At 62.1% G+C, this 17524-nt stretch carries 15 protein-coding genes; 5 read left to right on the forward strand and 10 right to left on the reverse strand.

All coding sequences use genetic code 11. The annotated features are described in order from the left end of the window. Window positions 1-227 precede the first annotated feature (227 nt). The 3 genes from NCT04_RS27065 to NCT04_RS27075 all read left to right on the forward strand — a co-directional run bounded on the left by NCT04_RS27065 (window position 228) and on the right by NCT04_RS27075 (window position 3201). The gene (locus tag NCT04_RS27065) at window positions 228-1118 is read left to right on the forward strand and encodes a LysR family transcriptional regulator (protein ID WP_250468594.1); all 891 of its coding nucleotides are present in this window, start codon (window positions 228-230) and stop codon (window positions 1116-1118) included. Between the two features lie 146 nt (window positions 1119-1264). Continuing rightward, entirely contained in the window at window positions 1265-2440 is a 1176-nt protein-coding gene (locus tag NCT04_RS27070; RefSeq protein ID WP_250468596.1) for a CaiB/BaiF CoA transferase family protein, read from the forward strand. Then, on the forward strand, window positions 2437-3201 hold the full coding sequence (locus NCT04_RS27075; RefSeq protein WP_250468598.1) for an enoyl-CoA hydratase: 765 nt from the start codon (window positions 2437-2439) through the stop codon (window positions 3199-3201). The genes NCT04_RS27070 and NCT04_RS27075 overlap by 4 nt, the downstream gene beginning before the upstream one ends. A gap of 10 nt (window positions 3202-3211) precedes the next feature. Here NCT04_RS27075 and NCT04_RS27080 read toward each other — a convergent pair whose 3' ends face one another. The 9 genes from NCT04_RS27080 to NCT04_RS27120 form a co-directional block, all read right to left on the reverse strand. Beyond that, window positions 3212-3589, reverse strand: coding sequence for a response regulator (locus NCT04_RS27080; protein WP_250468600.1), 378 nt, complete (start codon window positions 3587-3589; stop codon window positions 3212-3214). Window positions 3590-3600: 11 nt separating this feature from the next. Continuing rightward, a complete protein-coding gene (locus tag NCT04_RS27085; RefSeq protein ID WP_250468603.1) occupies window positions 3601-6741 on the reverse strand; it encodes a CheR family methyltransferase in 3141 nt (1046 codons plus the stop codon). 386 nt (window positions 6742-7127) lie between these two features. After that, on the reverse strand, window positions 7128-7895 hold the full coding sequence (locus NCT04_RS27090) for an ABC transporter ATP-binding protein (RefSeq protein WP_250469491.1): 768 nt from the start codon (window positions 7893-7895) through the stop codon (window positions 7128-7130). A gap of 20 nt (window positions 7896-7915) precedes the next feature. Beyond that, entirely contained in the window at window positions 7916-8707 is a 792-nt protein-coding gene (locus NCT04_RS27095; RefSeq protein WP_250468605.1) for an ABC transporter permease, read from the reverse strand. 9 nt (window positions 8708-8716) lie between these two features. After that, window positions 8717-9547, reverse strand: a complete 831-nt coding sequence (locus tag NCT04_RS27100) for an ABC transporter permease (RefSeq protein WP_250468606.1) — start codon at window positions 9545-9547, stop codon at window positions 8717-8719. Window positions 9548-9576: 29 nt separating this feature from the next. Next, window positions 9577-10638: an ABC transporter substrate-binding protein gene (locus NCT04_RS27105; protein WP_250468608.1), complete on the reverse strand. Its 1062-nt coding sequence runs from the start codon at window positions 10636-10638 to the stop codon at window positions 9577-9579. A gap of 64 nt (window positions 10639-10702) precedes the next feature. Further along, a complete protein-coding gene (locus NCT04_RS27110; RefSeq protein ID WP_250468609.1) occupies window positions 10703-11638 on the reverse strand; it encodes a TauD/TfdA dioxygenase family protein in 936 nt (311 codons plus the stop codon). Between the two features lie 148 nt (window positions 11639-11786). Next, complete coding sequence (locus tag NCT04_RS27115; protein WP_250468611.1) at window positions 11787-12878, reverse strand: NAD(P)H-dependent flavin oxidoreductase; 1092 nt, start codon at window positions 12876-12878, stop codon at window positions 11787-11789. Between the two features lie 137 nt (window positions 12879-13015). Next, window positions 13016-14527, reverse strand: coding sequence for a CoA-acylating methylmalonate-semialdehyde dehydrogenase (locus tag NCT04_RS27120; RefSeq protein WP_250468613.1), 1512 nt, complete (start codon window positions 14525-14527; stop codon window positions 13016-13018). A gap of 108 nt (window positions 14528-14635) precedes the next feature. Here NCT04_RS27120 and NCT04_RS27125 point away from each other — a divergent pair, with 108 nt between their 5' ends. After that, window positions 14636-15577 carry a LysR family transcriptional regulator gene (locus NCT04_RS27125; RefSeq protein WP_244829996.1) on the forward strand — a complete coding sequence of 314 codons (942 nt, stop codon included), beginning with the start codon at window positions 14636-14638 and terminating at the stop codon, window positions 15575-15577. Window positions 15578-15683: 106 nt separating this feature from the next. Here NCT04_RS27125 and NCT04_RS27130 read toward each other — a convergent pair whose 3' ends face one another. Next, the gene (locus NCT04_RS27130; protein WP_244829995.1) at window positions 15684-15983 is read right to left on the reverse strand and encodes a DUF4148 domain-containing protein; all 300 of its coding nucleotides are present in this window, start codon (window positions 15981-15983) and stop codon (window positions 15684-15686) included. Window positions 15984-16263: 280 nt separating this feature from the next. On the opposite strand from NCT04_RS27130, the gene NCT04_RS27135 reads away from it, so the two are divergent. Further along, the gene (locus NCT04_RS27135; RefSeq protein WP_250468615.1) at window positions 16264-17502 is read left to right on the forward strand and encodes an NAD(P)/FAD-dependent oxidoreductase; all 1239 of its coding nucleotides are present in this window, start codon (window positions 16264-16266) and stop codon (window positions 17500-17502) included. The last annotated feature ends 22 nt before the right edge of the window (window positions 17503-17524 follow it).

Below are 17524 nucleotides of genomic sequence, written 5' to 3' on the forward strand. Positions count from 1 at the left end.
GGACTTTGGCGTCCGGATGGCGGGCTGTCTACCCAGTGCAATGCGCCGCTTTAAGCTCGGCCGCATCGGTTCGGCGCAATATAGCATCGCTGTTTTATATTCGCTGAATGCAAAGCCGGGAGGCGGGTTAATCGTTTACCCGTGCGCGGGCAGAGTTACCGGGTTTGCCTGTCCGGTGGGCCTTCGCGGACACTTCACATTCGCGAGCACGACAAAACGGAGCCTTAGTGAAATTCGATACGACCACCATCCGTCTGGTTCTCGCCATCGCGGACGAAGGCAGCATCTCGCGCGCCGCGGACAAGCTCAGTCTCGCGGTGGCCGCCGCCTCGCGGCGCGTATCGGACCTCGAAGCGCAACTGGGCGCGAAGCTCTTCACGCGCGTTCCGCACGGTGTGCAGCTCACCGAGCCGGGCGCGAAGCTGCTGCTGTACATCCGCCAGATCGACAATCTGATCGACCGTCTCGAAGGCGATGCGCGCGCGCTCAAGGAAGGGCGCCACGGGCGCATCATCATCGGTGCGCCGAAGGCGGTGGTCATGCAGTTTCTGGCGGGCGCCATCGCCGCGATTCAGCGCAAGCATCCCGGCATCTCGCTCATGGTTCAGGAGGAGAACAGCAAAATCGTTCAGCAGTTGTTGCGCGACAAGGTCATCGATATCGGCATCTACGAAAAGAAGAGCGGCTTTCTCGACCTCGACCGCATGCCGTATCGCGAAGACCGGCTCGAACTCGTGTATAGCACCGAACATTTTGAGTTCGACGATGCGCCGCTCGGTATCGACGAGATCATGGACTTGCCCGTGATCAGTCTCGGCAAAGGCTCCGCCATTCTGTCCGCGCTGCAACGCGCACATCAGAGCCGGGGACGACTCTTCGCGAACAATTACGCCGTGAGCGGCTTCGACACCATGCTCGTGATGGTGCGTCAGGGCTTGGGCGTCGGCCTCATGCCCGCGGCTGTGCTGCGCAGCTTTCACCCCGAAGGCGCGATTGCGTCGCAGGAGATTGCAGGCGACTGGCATAAGCGCAGCTACGTGCTTTCTTGCGTCGAAGGTCACGCTCAGGAACAGACGCTTCAACGCGTCGTGGCCGAGCTGCTCGACGCACGCGACTAGTCTGAACGAGGAAGCACGCTCGAGGCTTTCGCGAATTGCGAAGCCAGCCTTGCCCGCGCAAGCCTTGCGGCATTGCAAGCGGTGGTCGAAAGTGAAGGCATGACCCGCGCCGCAGGTCGAAGCCCTTCTCCACCGAACCAATCGACATGACCCAGACAAAACCTCTCCCCCTGGACGGAATCCGCGTGCTCGACGTAAGCCAGGTCATGGCGGGCCCGTTCGCCTGCATGCTGCTCGCCGACATGGGCGCGGATGTCATCAAGGTGGAACCGCCCGAAGGCGATCAGACGCGCGGCGCGATGGGCTTCAAGATGAAAGGGCCCGACAGCATGGGCTTTCTCAACATGAACCGCAACAAGCGTTCGGTGACGCTGGACCTGAAGAGCGACGAAGGCCGCGAGCTCTTCTACAAGCTCGCGAAGACTGCCGATGTGATCGTCGAGAACTATCGGCCAGGCGTGGTGCAGCGGCTTCGTATCGATTACGAGTCGATCCGGGAGATCAACCCGAAGATCGTTTATGTGAGCATCTCGGGCTTCGGGCAAAGCGGCCCGTGGTCCACGCGGCCCGGCTTCGATCTGATGGCTCAGGCCATGTCCGGCGTCATGAGCGTGACGGGATATCCCGGCGGCAAGCCGGTCAAGGCGGGCGTGCCGGTGGCGGATATCGGCTGCGCGCTCTTTGCGGTGTCGGGGCTGTTGTCGGCTTATATCGGCGCGCAAAAATCGGGCGTCGGTCAGCATATCGACGCTTCTCTCTTCGATTCCGTCATGGCCTTCTCGATCTGGGACATGTCGGAATACTGGGGCACGGGCGTGCCGCCGACACCGCTTGGCACCAGCAACAAGATGAGCGCGCCGTATCAGGCCGTGAAGGCGCGCGATGGCTACTTCGTGATGGGCGCGACTAACCAGAAGCTGTGGACGAAGCTGTGCGGGTTGTTAAAGCGGCCCGATCTGATCGACCACGCCGACTATGCGAACGTCTCGCTGCGCCTGAAAAACCGCGAGGCCATGATCCAAGTGCTCGAAGAGGAGTTCGCCAAGCGCGACAGCGCGGAATGGGTCGATACCCTGCTCGCGGCCGGCATTCCAGCCGGCCCTATCCTGACTTATCCGGAAGCATTCGAGAGCGAACATGCCACGCATCGCTGCATGGCAATGGAAATCGATCATCCGCACGAAGGCAAGGTGAAGAACATCGGCTTTCCGGTCAAGCTGCTCGGGACGCCGCAGACCGTGCGCCGCCATCCGCCCCTGCTCGGCGAACATAACGAAGAGATCTTCGCGGAGATCAACGGAACCAGTGGAATGAAGCCATGAGCGAACATGTCCGGCTTACGCTGCATGCATCGGGCGCGGCGGAGATCGTCATCGACCGGCCCGAGCGTCACAACGCCATGTCGATTCCCATGTACGAAGCGCTGCTCGCGCGTATCGACGAATGCCAGCGCAATAAAGACGTGCGCTGCATTCTCTTTCGCGGCGCGGGCGGCAAGTCGTTTATCGCGGGAACGGATATCGAGTACTTCAAGGACTTTCGCGGCGGACACGATGGCGTGGCCTACGAAGCGCTGGTCGAGCGCGTGATCGATACAGTCGAGCGCATCGCGCTTCCCACGCTCGCCGTGATCGATGGCTGGGCGGTCGGCGGTGGTCTCGCGCTCGCCACGGCCTGCGACTTTCGCGTGTGCAGCGAAAACTCCCGGTTCGGCGCACCGATTGCCAAGACGCTCTCGAACACGCTTTCGTCGCGCAATATCGCGCGGCTACATGCGGCTTTCGGCGTGCCGCGCGTCAAGCGCATGCTGATGCTCGCCGACTTTCTCGCAGCGAACGAGGTCCTGGCGTGCGGCTACGTATATTCGGTGGTGACGAAAGACGCGCTCGATGCCAGCGCGCATGCGCTTGCCGAGCGGCTCATGGCGTTGTCGCCAATCACGCAGAAGGCGGTAAAGGAGAGCCTACGGCGCATCGTGATCGACCAGAGCTTCGCGGACGAAGACATCATCGAGGAAGTCTATGGAAGCGCGGCTTTTCGTGATGCGGTGACAGCATTCACTTCGGGCAAGCCGAAACGGTGAGCGCGATTCTTCAACGCCCGCTCAGTGCGAGCGTGTTGAAGAGCGTTTGATGATCGAAGGGTTTTTGACAACGCGGATGATGCCGGTAGGCGATATCGATCGAATCGACACCGTACCCGGTTGCAAAGATGAAGCGGATCTCACGCAGCGTCAGTTCATCTGCTACGGCGTATGACTTCTCGCCGTTGAGGTCGATGTCGAGAATAGCAACGTCGATGTAATGTTCGTCGTCGTCTAGAAGCGCCAGCGCGTCCTGCGCCCACGCCACCGGCCCGACGACGATTGCCCCTGCAATTTCGAGCAACGCGGACAGCGCGAGCGCCACCAGGTAATCGTCTTCCACGACCAAGATGCTCAAACCTTCGAGCGGTGTCCCGACTACTGCCATTTTCGGACCCCCTAGGGACTGCTGCCGTGCATATGCGCTGGTCGCAGCGGGATCTCGATATGACACGAAACCCCATCCCAGTTGAAGTCGAGCTCGGTGCGAGCGTGTAGCGTGAAACGAAGCGCTTTCTCGATGAGTTGCCGGCCGAAGCCGATTTTCTTGTCCTCGGGCGTGATGCGCACACCACTTTCGATCCAGTCCAGAACGAGCCATTCCGGCCCGGACTCTCTTTTCTCGACAATCCAGCTGACGACGAGCCGTGCGCCTTTATGCTTCAATGCGCCGTACTTGAGCGCGTTGGTCGCGAGTTCGTGAAGCACGAGCGCGATCGTCTGAACGTTGCGAAAGCCAAGCGGCACGACCGGTCCACTCACCGAGACCCTATCGCTGCTGCCCACACCGAGCGCCTCGAATTCAAGGCGAACGATGTCACCCAAATTGATCAGATGCCCGTTCGCTTCGCCGATCAAGCCCTGCAGCCTGCCAAGCGCGGCGAGGCGACTCGTGAACGTGTCGAGCGCTTCGTCGCCCGAGAGCGTCTGTTGCGCGATCGACTGAATCACCGACAACAGATTTCGCGTCCTGTGTTGCAATTCCGCAATCAAAACGTCCTGTCTACCTTCAGCATGAACCATTCCCGTGATATCGACGAAAGCAATGACCACACCGTCGATCTTGCGATCGCCGTTGAGATAAGGTGCGAGACGCACGAGGAAATGATTCAGCCCATCCTTGCTGCTGACCTGCTGTTCGCGTGTTTCCTGACTCCTGAATACCTCACGGATGCCTTCTTCCAGCCCCGGAAGGTCGAGACGGCTGACGAGCTCCGAAATGGGACGCCCGCGATCGACCGGACGGATATGGAAGATATCGGCCATTGCCGGGGTAAACGAGCGAATGGAAAATTGCCGGTCGAGAAACACGGTGGCGACCGACGTGCTTTCGAACAGGTTGTGAAGATCGCTGTTCGAGCGGTCGAGCGCGTCGATCTTGCCATTCAGTTCCAGATTGACGGTGTGCAGCTCCTCGTTGAGCGAGACGAGCTCTTCCTTGGACGCCTCCAGCTCTTCGTTCGACGATTGCAGTTCCTCGTTGACCGAAACCAACTCTTCGTTCGACGACTTGAGTTCTTCGAGCGCGGTCTCGTATTCCTCTATCATCGATTGCAGGCGCTCACGGGTATCCCGTAGTTCCTTTTCGATTTGCTCCGCGGTGCCGTCGTGCATGGCCTCGGCGCGCGCAAGCGCCTCTTCGCGCGTGAGCACGGGCCCTTGGTCCTGGAACACGACGAGATACATGCGCTCACCCGGCGCTTGCTGGACGAGCGGCTCGATGGTCAGATTGATCACCTGTACACGGCCGTCCTCGCCCTCGACCACCACCCCCTCTCGCGCGATCGTGCGGCCCGAGTCGACCGCTTCGCGAAACACCGAGCGCAAGTCGAGGCCCAGCCCCTTGCGCGCCATTGCGAATAGCTGGCGCGTCGGCATGCCGGGCGCTGCCTCGAGATATTTGCCGGTGCGGCCCGAGTAGTAGACGACATCGCCATCGCGCGTCACGAGCACGTGCGGCGGCGTGAAGCGGTCGATCATATGACCGTCGACAGCCAGGCGCAGCGCGGCGCCGCCCAGGGGCGGACGGCTTGGCGTCAACGCGGACAAATGGCCGATAGTCAGCGCGGATACCGCGAGTGGCAGGCGCACTTGCGACACGACATCGGCGCGGCGCTTGAAAAGCCTGTGCTTCTTGTCGAGCGGAACGAACAACTCGTCGAACTGGCTCACGTTCTCCGACGGGCCGAGGAACAGAAAACCGTCCGGGCGCAGCGCATAGTGGAAGGTCGGAATGACCTGATTCTGGACCTCGATTCCGAAGTAGATGAGGAGATTGCGGCACGACACGAGATCGATGCGTGAGAAAGGCGGATCGCGAATGACGCTGTGCGGTGAAAAGATGCACAGTTCGCGTACTTCCTTGGCCACCACGAAGCTGCTGCCGTCCGGCACGAAGAAACGGTCGCGCCGCTCTTGCGATACATTGTCGAGCAACGCCAGCGGATAGCGCGCCGCACGCGCCACCGTGAGCGCTCCGTCGTCGATATCGGTGGCGAAGATCTGGATGCGCGGCGCCTTCTCGACACCTGCGATCTGTTCGGACATCAGCATGGCGATGGAATACACTTCCTCGCCCGTGGCGCAGCCCGGCACCCAGACACGTACGACATCCTCGGCGGTGCGGCCTTCGAAAAGCTTCGGCAGGACGAGTGTGGCGAGACTCTCGAACGCGTGCTCATCGCGGAAAAAGCTCGTGACGTTGATCAAGAGATCGCGAAACAGTGCCGTCACTTCCTGCGGATCGGCCGCGAGCCGCGCTACATAACTCTCCGGAGTTGCCATCGCCCGGACCTGCATGCGCCGCTGCACCCGCCGCGAAAAAGTCTTGACCTTGTAGCCGCTGAAGTCGTGTCCGACGTTATCGCGCAAGATGCCGTAAATGGCTTCTCGCGCCTCGTCGAATGCTTTCGCGGCGGCTTCGACTTCGGGCTCTTCCACGACGGAATCGAGCCTGAAGGCGCCGGCGGCAAAGCTCGCGAGCTTCGCGCCCATTTGGTCGACCGGCACGGCGAAATCGACCAGGCCAGTGGCAATGGCGCTATTGGGCATGTCCGGGTGATGCGGTCCGAAGCCGTCCGCAACCTGTGCGAGCGTCAGTCCGCCCCGCTCCTTGATGGCCTTGATGCCGAGCGTGCCGTCCGAATCGCCGCCTGAGAGAATGACGCCTGCCGACAGTTCGCCGATATCGAGCGCGAGCGTGCTCAGGAAATGGTCGATCGGCTTGCGCTCGCGACGCGGCTTGTCCAGTGACTGCACGTGCAAGGTCCGGTTCGAGACGCTGACGATGGCATCGCGCGGCAAGAGATAGACGCTATCGATCTCGATCGGCTCGCCTTCGGCAATCGCGTGTACCTGCATTGGCGTAAAACGCGAAACAATCTCCGGCAACAAGCTGATACGGTCCGGGCTCAGGTGCGTGATGATCACGCAAGCGAGGCCTGGCTTTTCCGGCATGCCGCGAAAGAAGCCTTCCAGCGCCTCGACGCCGCCAGCGGACGCGCCGACGCCGACAATGGGGAAGTCGGTTGCCGGTGTCATGACTTCTCCCGCATCGGCGCATTGTCGCTGCGGTCCAGGCGCCTTGCCTCCGGGAGAAGTCCGGCTTCGCGAGCAAGGCCTGAGCGCGCCCTGACGAAAACCGCGAGATGTTCCGTAAGACGGACGTCGATTGCGTGCTTGCTGGTCATGGACCGCCTCGAAGAACAAAGGTATCAGTCTATATTACCGCGCGCGCAACGGGCGTCGAAGCGTGCATGCAAGGCGGGCAGACATGTATGGCGTGACGCGAGCGGTCAGCCAGAGTGTTGAACATAAACGGCCCGCGCGGGCCGCTTCACGAATATAAGCCTTGACTCGCCGTCGAATCCGTTCGATTTTTATTTCACGGCGATGGCGACGGCGACGAGCGCTGTCTGGCAGCGCTTCTACGCTTCGTGAAAGAACCCTTCGAGAATACCGTCCCTGAGCGCGACGACATCGAGACTGCCGCGCTTGCGCGGACGCGGCAGGTCGACATCGACGATTTCGCCGATACGTCCCGGACGCGCTTCCATCACTACGATGCGATCCGAGAGCAGCACCGCCTCCTCGACGTCATGCGTGACGAGGACCATCGTGATGCGCTCCTGCGCCCAGATGCGTTGCAGTTCGTCCTGGAGCCGTGCGCGCGTGAGCGCATCGAGTGCGCCGAACGGTTCATCGAGCAAGAGCAAACGCGGCCGGTTGACGAGCCCTCGCGCAATGGCGACACGCTGCGCCATGCCGCCCGAGAGCTGATGCGGATACTGTCCCTCGCACCCCTCGAGGCCGACGAGCGCCACATGCTCGGCTACCGCACGCGCTTTCTCGTGCTTGCTCAAAGGGGCGTTGCGCAAGGCCACCGCGACGTTCTGTTCGACGTTCAGCCATGGAAACAGACGATGATCTTGAAACACGATGCCGCGCGAAAGATCCGTCGAGACCACGCGCTCGCCGCCGAATTCGATTTCGCCTTCGTACGACGCATCGAGGCCTGCGATCAACCGCAAGAGCGTCGACTTCCCGCAACCGCTCGCCCCGACGATACTCACGAACTCGCCGCTTCGGATCGAGAGGTCGATACGATCCAGCACGGGCGCACCTGCATCGCCTTCATAACGCTTGCTCACCCGCCGCAGCGCGAGGCCGCTCGTGTCCGTTGCCATCGTTGGTATCGCTGCCATCGTCATTCTCCTCAAGCCGCGCGCGCTTCGCTGAACCAGCGCCGCTGCACCGCACGCGCGAGCGCGTTGAGCGCCCACCCCGTTATTCCCACGACGATCACGCCGAATACGACGAGATCCATCCGAAACTGTTCGCTGCCATCCACGAGCGTATTGCCGATCCCGCTTCCCGCGACGAGCAGATACTCCGCACCGAGCGTCGCGAGCCACGAATAGATGAGCGCGAGATAGATGCCCGTGAAGATCGAAGGCAGCGCGGCCGGCAGCACCACTAACGCGAGCGTCTGCAACTTGCCGTAGCGATACGCGCGCGCCACTTCGAGAAAACGCGGCGGCACGGCGCGGATGCCGTCGCTCGTATGCATCACGACCGGAACCAGCGCGGCGAGCGACAGGAACACGACCTTCGCGACATCGCCGAGACCGAACCACACGGAGATGAGCGGAATCCACGCGAACAGCGACACTTGCTTGAAGGTGTTGAAGCTCGGCGCAATGGCGCGATTCGCGAGCTTCGACACACCCAGCAACGCGCCGAGCGCGAGCCCGAGCGAAGTGCCGATCGCAAAGCCCGTCAACTCCCGCGCAAGCGACGCCGACAACGCACGCGCCAGCGCGCCGCTACGCAACTGTTCCCACGCGACATGCAGCACTTGCGCGGGCGACACCATCATGCCGTGGGCGGGCTTGGCATCGCGCGATACGAGCCACCATATCGCCAGAGCCGCGAGCGGCAGCACGAAGCCGCGCCAGCGCTTCGGCATGGCAACACGCGGGACTGCTTCGAGTTCTATCGATGACATCGTCCGCTCCTAGACCGCGCCGCGCTGCAACTTGCGCTCGAGCGCGGTCAACAAGCGATCGGCGACATAGCCGACCGCGCCCACGATCAAGACCGAAGCCAGCACCAGATCCAGTTGAAAGAGCTGGCGTCCGTACACGATCAGATAGCCGAGCCCTTCCGACGATGCCACGAGTTCCACAACCACGAGCGTCAGCCATGCTTTGGTGAAGGCGAGGCGAATGCCCGTGCCGATCATCGGCACCGACGAGGGCAAGACCACACGCAAAATGGTTTGCCAGCGCGTATAGCGATACACCGCCGCGACCTCACGCAACTCGGGCGGCGTGCTGCGAAAGCCCTGCAAGGTGCTCAGGGTCACCGGCACGAGCGCGGCATGACCGATGAGCAGATACTTCAACGGCTCACCGATGCCCACCACGATCATCAGAAACGGCAGCCAGCCGAGCACGGGCACCTGCACGATCGCGTTGAAGCTCGGCAGCACATACGCCTCGACCGTGCGCGACAGGCCGAGCACGCCGCCTAGCAGAATGCCGAGCACCACGCCGCCGCCAAAGCCTACAGCCGCGCGCGACATGCTCGCGCCCAAGTGCATCCATAGTTCGCCGCTCTTGATGAGCGCGGTAAGGGTATCGAAGACCAGCGAGGGCGGCGGCAGAACCTGCGCGGAGATCCATCCAAAACGCGAGCCTATAACCCATAGCAACGCGCAGGCGAGCGGCAGAAGCCACGGCAATACGGCCCAGCCAAGCGAACGCGCCGTGCCGCCGGATGCGCGCGCGACCGAAGCGTTGCGGCGTGCCGCCGGCACCAGCACACGCGAGAGAGCATTCGCCATCGGAAGTTCTCCGTTGAGAAAGAAGCGGGTCAGGCGACCGGCTTGCCCGACGCATCGAAGCGCGGCCAGTAGCTTTCGAGCTTGAGCGACTTGAGCGCCTGATCGAGATACTTCGGCTCGAACCAGCCGTTCACGCTGACAGGTTGGCGAATGAGGTTCAGCCGCAAGGCGTCATCGGCGACGGATTGATAGCGTGCCTGCACGAATGGATCGATGAGCGGCGAATTGCGGTCCTTCAAAGGCTGATTCGCATACTCCGATGCCCACGACTCCGACGGCACGCCGCTCTTCGACCACAACGTGAAGAGCGCATTGCGATTGCCTTCGTCGGACGACCATTGCGCGGCCTGCACCACCGAAGTCACGACCTTTTGCACCACGTCGGGATGCGCGCTTTCGAAGTCGTCGAGTACGAGCAGATGCGCTTGCCGCGTCAGTTGCATGCCGCCATCGCGCGACGCATAAACGATCTTCGCGAGACCCTGGCGCTGCAACTTGAAGAGCGAGTAGTCGAGAAACACGGCATCGACGCCCTTCGACGCAAGCGCTGCCTGCGCCGCGGCCGTATCGAGATTGATGACGCGCAGATCGCGTTCGGTCAGGCCGTTTTCCTTGAGCACGTTATCCGCCACGAGCTGCAGATTCGTGCCCCGAAAAATCGCCACGCGCTTGCCCTTGAGGTCTTTCACCGACTTGATGTCGGAGTCCGGCGGCACCGCGACGTACACGCCCGCGCGCACATTCGATTCGAGCAGCAAGTGCGTCTTCAGGCCGTTCGCGGGTCCGAGCACGGCGGGCAAGTCACCCTGATACGCGAAGTCGATCTGCTTGTTGGCGAGCGCCTCGTTCACGGCCGGACCCGCGCCCTTGAAGAAGATCCACTCGACCTTGATGTGATCGCCCTGCAATGCATCCTCGACACGATGCTGCAATTGCGCGGTGGCGGCAGGCGAGCCGCCGAACGTGGGCGGGTCGCCCGCGCCCTGCTGCGCGACGCCGATGCGCACTGTTTCCGGCGCCGCGGCGTGCGAGATGGAAGCGAATGCGGCGCACAAAAGAGCGCCCGCGAAGCGCGCGAATCTCGTTGTCATCTTGTCCTTCGGCGTTATTCGATGATCGACTGGCGATGACCCGCGTCATCGCCAGTGAGGGCGTTCAGGCGCGTGCTTCGCGCTTGACGGTGCGGCTCTTTCTGCCGTCGATGGAAACGGGCACGTCGCCGTGAACGGTCGCGCGACGCACGACGCGGTGGTCATCGCCATAATCCGCCACCGCGTAGTGCTGCGTCGCGCGGTTGTCCCAGATCGCGACATCGCCTTGCGTCCAGCGCCAGCGCACCGTGTTCTCGAGGCGCTGAATGTGATCGTGGAAGATTTCGAGCAGTCGGTCCGAATCGCGCTGCGACAGCCCGACGAAGCGCTGCACGAAGTGACCCAGCACGAGCGTGCGTTCACCCGTTTCCGGATGCACGCGCACCACGGGATGTTCCGTCTCGTAGAGCGTGGAGGTGAACTGCTTGCGGTACTCGCGCTCCGTCTCGGTGTCGGGCGCGTTGCGCGTGGCTGCGTAGTCGTAGGCGTTCGAATGCAACGCCCAGAGGTTGTCGGCGAGATCGCGCAAGGGCTGCGGCAGGTTGCTGTAGGCGGTGGCGGTGTTGCCCCACACGGTATCGCCGCCGGCGGGCGGGATCACCACGCCGCGCAGGATGGAAATCTTCGGATAAGCATCGACGAAAGTGACATCCGTATGCCATGAATTCGCGCGCGTGCCGTGCTTCGAATCGAGTTCGAGCAGACGGCTCGTGCCTTCCTTCGAAGGCACCGTGGGATGCGCCACGGTGTCGCCAAAACGCGCGGCGAACGCTTCCTGCGAGGCGTCATCCAGATGCGACTGGCCGCGAAAGAACAGCACCTTGTGCTTGAGCAGCGCGTCGTTGATGCGAGTGATGGCGGTATCGTCGAGATCGCCTGAGAGCGTCACGCCGCGCACTTCGGCGCCAATGCGGCCGCCTATGGGACGGACCTGGAAAGGCTCCTGCGTGGCGGCGGGCTGACGGACGGAATCGTGGTCGAGCGTAGCGGAATCGGACATCGGTTGCTCCGTTGGTTTCGGATATCGTGGGCAAGCCGCGAAAGAACGCGACCGAAACATTGAAGCATCGACTGCCCATCAGACCAACGAAGCGTTTCGACTAAGCTTTACAGCGCCGAGGTGATGACGCTTTGCTCGAATCCGCTATTCAACGCGAATAACGCTGTAAGGATTCGATCGTTTCATCGAGTTCCGCTTCGAGCCGCGCCATCAATTCCGCGGCGGACATTTCGCGCGCGAGTGCGGCCGCCTGCCCGCCCCATTGCGCGCCATAGCCGAACTCGCCTCGTGCCTTGGCCGCCGCATGCAGCGCCTTGCCCGCGTCGTAAGTCACGGGATACGCGGGGCTGTTCGGTGCGTTTGCCTCACGCCCGAGTTCCGTGAACTTGTTGACGAGACTGCGCGCCGGGCGGCCCGATATCGCGGCGGTTAGCGTGGTGTGATTCGCGGCATCGCTCAGAAGCGCGCGACGATATCCCGCATCGATTGCGGACTCGGTGGTCGGAACGAAAGCCGTGCCAAGCTGCGCCGCCTGCGCGCCGAGCGCGAGCGCGGCGGCGATTCCCGCGCCATCCATGATGCCGCCCGCCGCGATCACCGGTACGTCGAACTTGCGCACGAGCAAACGCGTGAGGGCGAAGGTGCCGAGATAATCGTCGTCGGCTTCGCTGTCGAAGATACCGCGATGCCCGCCCGCTTCGATGCCTTGCGCGACGATCGCATCGATACCCGCTTTTGCGATTTGCTCCGCTTCACTCACATTAGTTGCAGATGCAATCAGTTTGATGCCCGCGTTACGGAGGGCATCGATATAGTCCTTCGAAGGCAGGCCGAAGTGAAAGCTCACGATAGCCGGCTTTTCTTCGACGAAGACCTTGAGCATGGCTTCATCGACGACAAAGCTCGTGTAGATTTCGCTGAGCCGCGCGGGCGGCGTGGCGCCGTATCGCGCGAAGACGGGCGCGAGCCATTCGACCCACGCGCTTTCCAGAGCGGCGTCGGCTTTAGCCGGGCTATGACAGAACACGTTGACGTTGAACGGCTTGTCGGTCAGCGCGCGCGTCTCGCGAATGACCTTGCGCGCCGCTTCGGCGTTCATCGCGCCCACGCCGAGCGACCCCAGTCCGCCCGCATTCGATACCGCCGCCGCGAGAGCAGGCGTCGTGACACCGGCCATCGGCGCTTGAATGATGGGCTTGTTGATGCCGAGTAACGGCAATAAAGCGTTGCTCCTGCTCATGACCATGTCCTCTCGATAGTGGCCTCGAGCTTCTCGACGATGAAACCGCACGCAAGGCTGCGAGGCCAGATAACAAATCGCCCGCTCCTTCCTGCACGGAAGCCAAGCGGGCGACGACTACCTATGCTGCGTATGTCTTACTTCGCGGTCGGCATCACGAATTCCGCGCCCTTTTCCGTGCTTTCCGGCCAGCGTTGCATGATGGACTTTTGCTTCGTATAGAAGCGCACGCCTTCTTCGCCATAAGCGTGCATGTCGCCGAAGAGACTGCGTTTCCAGCCTCCGAAGCCATGCCATGCCATCGGAACGGGAATGGGTACGTTGATGCCGACCATGCCCACTTCGATGCGTCGGCCGAACTCGCGCGCAACGTGACCGTCGCGCGTGTAGCAGGCGACGCCGTTGCCGAACTCGTGCGCATTGACGAGTTCCACGGCTTCGCCGAAGTCCTTCACGCGCACGCATGAAAGCACCGGCCCGAAGATTTCTTCCTTGTAGATGCGCATGTTCGGCGTCACATGGTCGAACAGCGTGCCGCCCGTGAAGAAGCCGTCTTCGTGACCGGGAACCTTGTGGCCGCGTCCATCGACGACGAGTTTCGCGCCTTCATCCACGCCCAGCGCGATATAACCTTCGATACGTTCCAGCGCGGCGCGCGTGACGATCGGCCCCATTTCGGCATCCAGCTCCATGCCGTTCTTGATGACGAGCTGCTGCGCACGTTCGGCGAGGCGCGGCACGATCTTGTCCGCCACGTCGCCCACCAGCACCGCGACCGATACCGCCATGCAGCGCTCGCCCGCCGAGCCATAGCCCGCGCCGATGAGCGCATCGATAGCCTGATCGAGATCGGCGTCCGGCATCACGACCATGTGATTTTTTGCGCCGCCGAGCGCCTGCACACGCTTGCCGTGCTTCGCGCCGGTCTCGTAGATATAGTTGGCGATAGGCGTCGAACCGACAAAGCTGATCGCGCGCACATCGGGATGTTCGAGCAATGCATCGACCACGACCTTGTCGCCTTGCACCACGTTGAAAATGCCATCCGGCAGACCCGCTTCCTTCAGCAGATTAGCCATGAAAAGCGACGCGGACGGATCGCGCTCGCTCGGCTTCAGGATGAACGCGTTGCCGCTTGCAATGGCCACGGGGAACATCCAGCACGGCACCATGCAAGGGAAGTTGAACGGCGTGATGCCCGCGACGACGCCGAGCGGCTGACGCGTCGTCCAGTTATCCATGCCGGTGGAGACTTGTTCGGTGTAATCGCCCTTCAGCAATTGCGGAATGCCGCAAGCGAATTCGATCACGTCGATACCGCGCGACACTTCGCCTTGCGCGTCGGTAAAGACCTTGCCGTGCTCGGCGGTGATGATCGCCGCGAGTTCATCGCGACGCAGGTTCATGAGTTCGAGGAACTTCAGCATGACGCGCGCGCGCCGAATGGGCGGCGTATCGCGCCATGCGGGGAACGCGGCTTTCGCGCTCTCGACGGCGGCATCGACATCGGCGACTTCGCCGAGCACGAGCTTGCGCGGACGCTCGCCCGTCGCGGGATTGAAAATGGGCTGCGAGCGGGCGCCCGAGCCATTCACGCGTTCGCCATGAATGAAGTGAACCACGTCGGCGGTGTCGTTATACGCTTGCATTTCGTCTCCTGTCCAGAAGTGTCAATGCCAAGAGTGTAGGACGGAATCGTGCGCCGCGAACGCGTTATGATTGAACTCATTGTTCATAACGGCAAACAATCCCCGCGCATGGACGCACAAAAAGTCGAAGGGCTCTGGACGCATCTGCATTGGCTCACGGTGCTCGCCGAGCAGGGCAGCTACACGGCGGCGGCGGCGCGGCTCAACGTGAGCAAAGCCGCGATGAGTCAGCGTATCGCCGAACTGGAGCGCGCGGCAGGCGTGCCGCTCGTCACGCGCACCACGCGCAGCGTGCGCTTCACGGAGGCAGGACGGCGCCTCGTCGACGATACACGCACGCAGTACGAGCATATCGCCGCGAGCTTTTCGAGCGTGAGGGAAATGGCGGGCGTGGCGCGCGGCTTGATCCGCGTCACCGCGCCAATGGCGTTCGCGCGTCAGCAATTGGTGCCGCGTTTAGCGGGCTTTCTGCATGCGCATCCGGAAGTGCGGGTGCAACTGGAAGCATCGGACAGGTTGAGTTCCATTGCGACGGAGGGCTTCGATCTCGCCATCCGGCACAGCGCGCAAGCGCCGGAAACGCATGTCGCGTGGAAGTTGTGCGATACCCATTCGGTGATCGTGGCGACACATGCATATCTCAAACGGCGCGGCATGCCCGCAACGCCCGCCGATCTCGCGGTGCACGACTGCCTGTTTTATCCGCGCGCGCAGACATCGGGCGTGTGGTCGTTCGTGCGTAAGGGCGCGCGCAAGACGGCGGCCGGGCCTCATACGCTTGCGGTCAACGGGCCATTCTCCGCGAACAATAGCGAAGTGCTGCGCGATGCCGCGCTCGACGATCTGGGTATCGCGCTGTTGCCCGACTTCAGCGCGCAAGCCGCGGTGCAGGCGGGAAAGCTTGTGGTGTTGCTGCCGGACTGGCGCTGCGTGGGCACATTCGCCGATCAGCTTTATGTCGTGCGTCCTTATGCGCCTCATGTGCCGCGTGCGGTCGCGCTTTTCATCGGCTATTTGCGTGAGACCTTTGCGGGCGGCTTTCCGCTTTAGCGTTTTCTTTAGCGCTTGCTTTAGCGCTTGCTTTAGCGCTTGCTCTAGCCAAAGAAAAAGCGCCCGCAATTGCGAGCGCTTTCTTTATAGCGAGACTACCTGTTGCTTAGTGATGCGCAAACGTCGGGAACACGTCGGCTTGCACCGCACGCGAGCCGGCTTGCGCCGAGCCTTCAGTCGCACCGCCAAACGAGTTGCCTTGACCCGCAACGCGCGCTTCAGCAGCTTGAATGTCCGACGGATAGTGCGAGTCGCTCACGAAGCCGGGGTTATAACCGGCCTTTTCCAACTGAACGATCTGTTCGCGAACTTCAGCGCGCGTAAGCGGTTGGTTCGATTGTGCGAAAGAAGCAACCGGTGCGGCGAAAGCGATGGCAACTGCTGCGATTCCAATGAGCTTGTTCATGATTGATACCCTCCAGCTTAGGTTTTTGGGGCTGTCGCTCACTTGGCATTTGCTCGTGTGCGACCGTTGAAGAGAGTTTAGTGAGTGCTTCGCTTAGGGTAAATACTTAATCCACGAAATCAGTTTTGGTGAAATCGCGACTAATCCAGGCCTGAAAACTCCAGTTCTTTAGCATCGACAGGAAATTGCTTAGCGCATCGCCTATAAAGTAAGCAGGACGTTGTCCACGACACATCATGTCAAATGGATCGAACGTTCGGTTTGCAAAGGAGGCAATGCCTTGAAGCGAATCGTGGTCGTTGGGGCGGGTTTTGCCGGACTATGGAGCGCGCTCGCCGCCGCGCGCAAACTCGATGAATTGCAGCAACCAGCGGATCAGGCCGAAGTGGTCGTCCTCAATCCGCAGCCTTATCACAGCGTGCGCGTGCGCAACTACGAGCAACCGCTCGATCCCACGCTCGTGCCGCTCGACGGCGTGTTCGGTCCGACCGGCGTGCGCTTCGTCCAGGCGACCGCGCACACGGTCGATAGCGCGAATCGGCGCGTCATGTTCACGCGGGAAGACGGAGAAGGTTCGCTGGAATACGACCGGCTCATCCTCGCGGTAGGCAGCGAACTGGTACGCCCGGAAATTCCCGGGCTGGATCGCCACTCGTTCGACGTCGATACCTATGCGGGCGCCTGCAAGCTCCAGGCGCATCTGTCCACCCTGCCCGCATTGCCCGACTCGCCCGGACGCTATACGGCTGTCGTGATCGGCGCAGGCCTGACGGGAATCGAACTCGCGGCGGAATTGCCCGGCCGCCTGCGTGAGATCGTGGGCGAAGCGGATCGCGACAAGGTGCGCGTGGTGCTCGCGGATCGATCGCCGAAAATCGCGCAATCGATGGGCGGCGCGCAAAGCGTCGTCGTTCAGGCCATGACCTCGCTCGACGTCGAGCTTAGGCCAGGCGTATCGCTGGAAGAACTCGACGGACACGGCGCTTCGCTTTCGGACGGCGTCAATGCCGATTACATCCAGGCATGCACCGTGGTCTGGTGCGGCGGCATGCGCGCCAACGCATTAGCGAGCCAGCTTCCCGTCGGACTCGATTCCATGGGCCGCGTGCCCGTCGATGCCTATCTGCGCGTCACGGGCGTTCCCGGCGTATTTGCGGCGGGCGATTGCGCACGCGTGCTGATCGACGGCAAACGGCCTTCGGTCATGTCGTGTCAGCATGGCCGGCCGATGGGCCGCTACGCCGGCAATAACGCCGTCTGCGATTTATACGGAGAAGAGATGCTGCCGTTGCAGATCGATTGGTACACGACGGTCTGCGACTTGGGCCCGTGGGGCGCGGTCTATACGGAGGGATGGGAACGCAAGCTGGTGTCGGAAGGCGAGGCCGCCAAGGCGACCAAGCGCACGATCAACGGGGAGCGGATCTATCCGCCGAGGAGCGGCTGCCGCGAAGAGTTGTTCCGGGCTGCCGCGCCTATCGTACAGACGCCGCCATCGACGACACGCGCCGATTCATGATCGTGGCGATGAGGGCAGACAG

The sequence above is a fragment of the Caballeronia sp. GAFFF2 genome (genome assembly GCF_023631485.1).
In the GTDB taxonomy this organism is placed as follows: Bacteria; Pseudomonadota; Gammaproteobacteria; order Burkholderiales; family Burkholderiaceae; genus Caballeronia.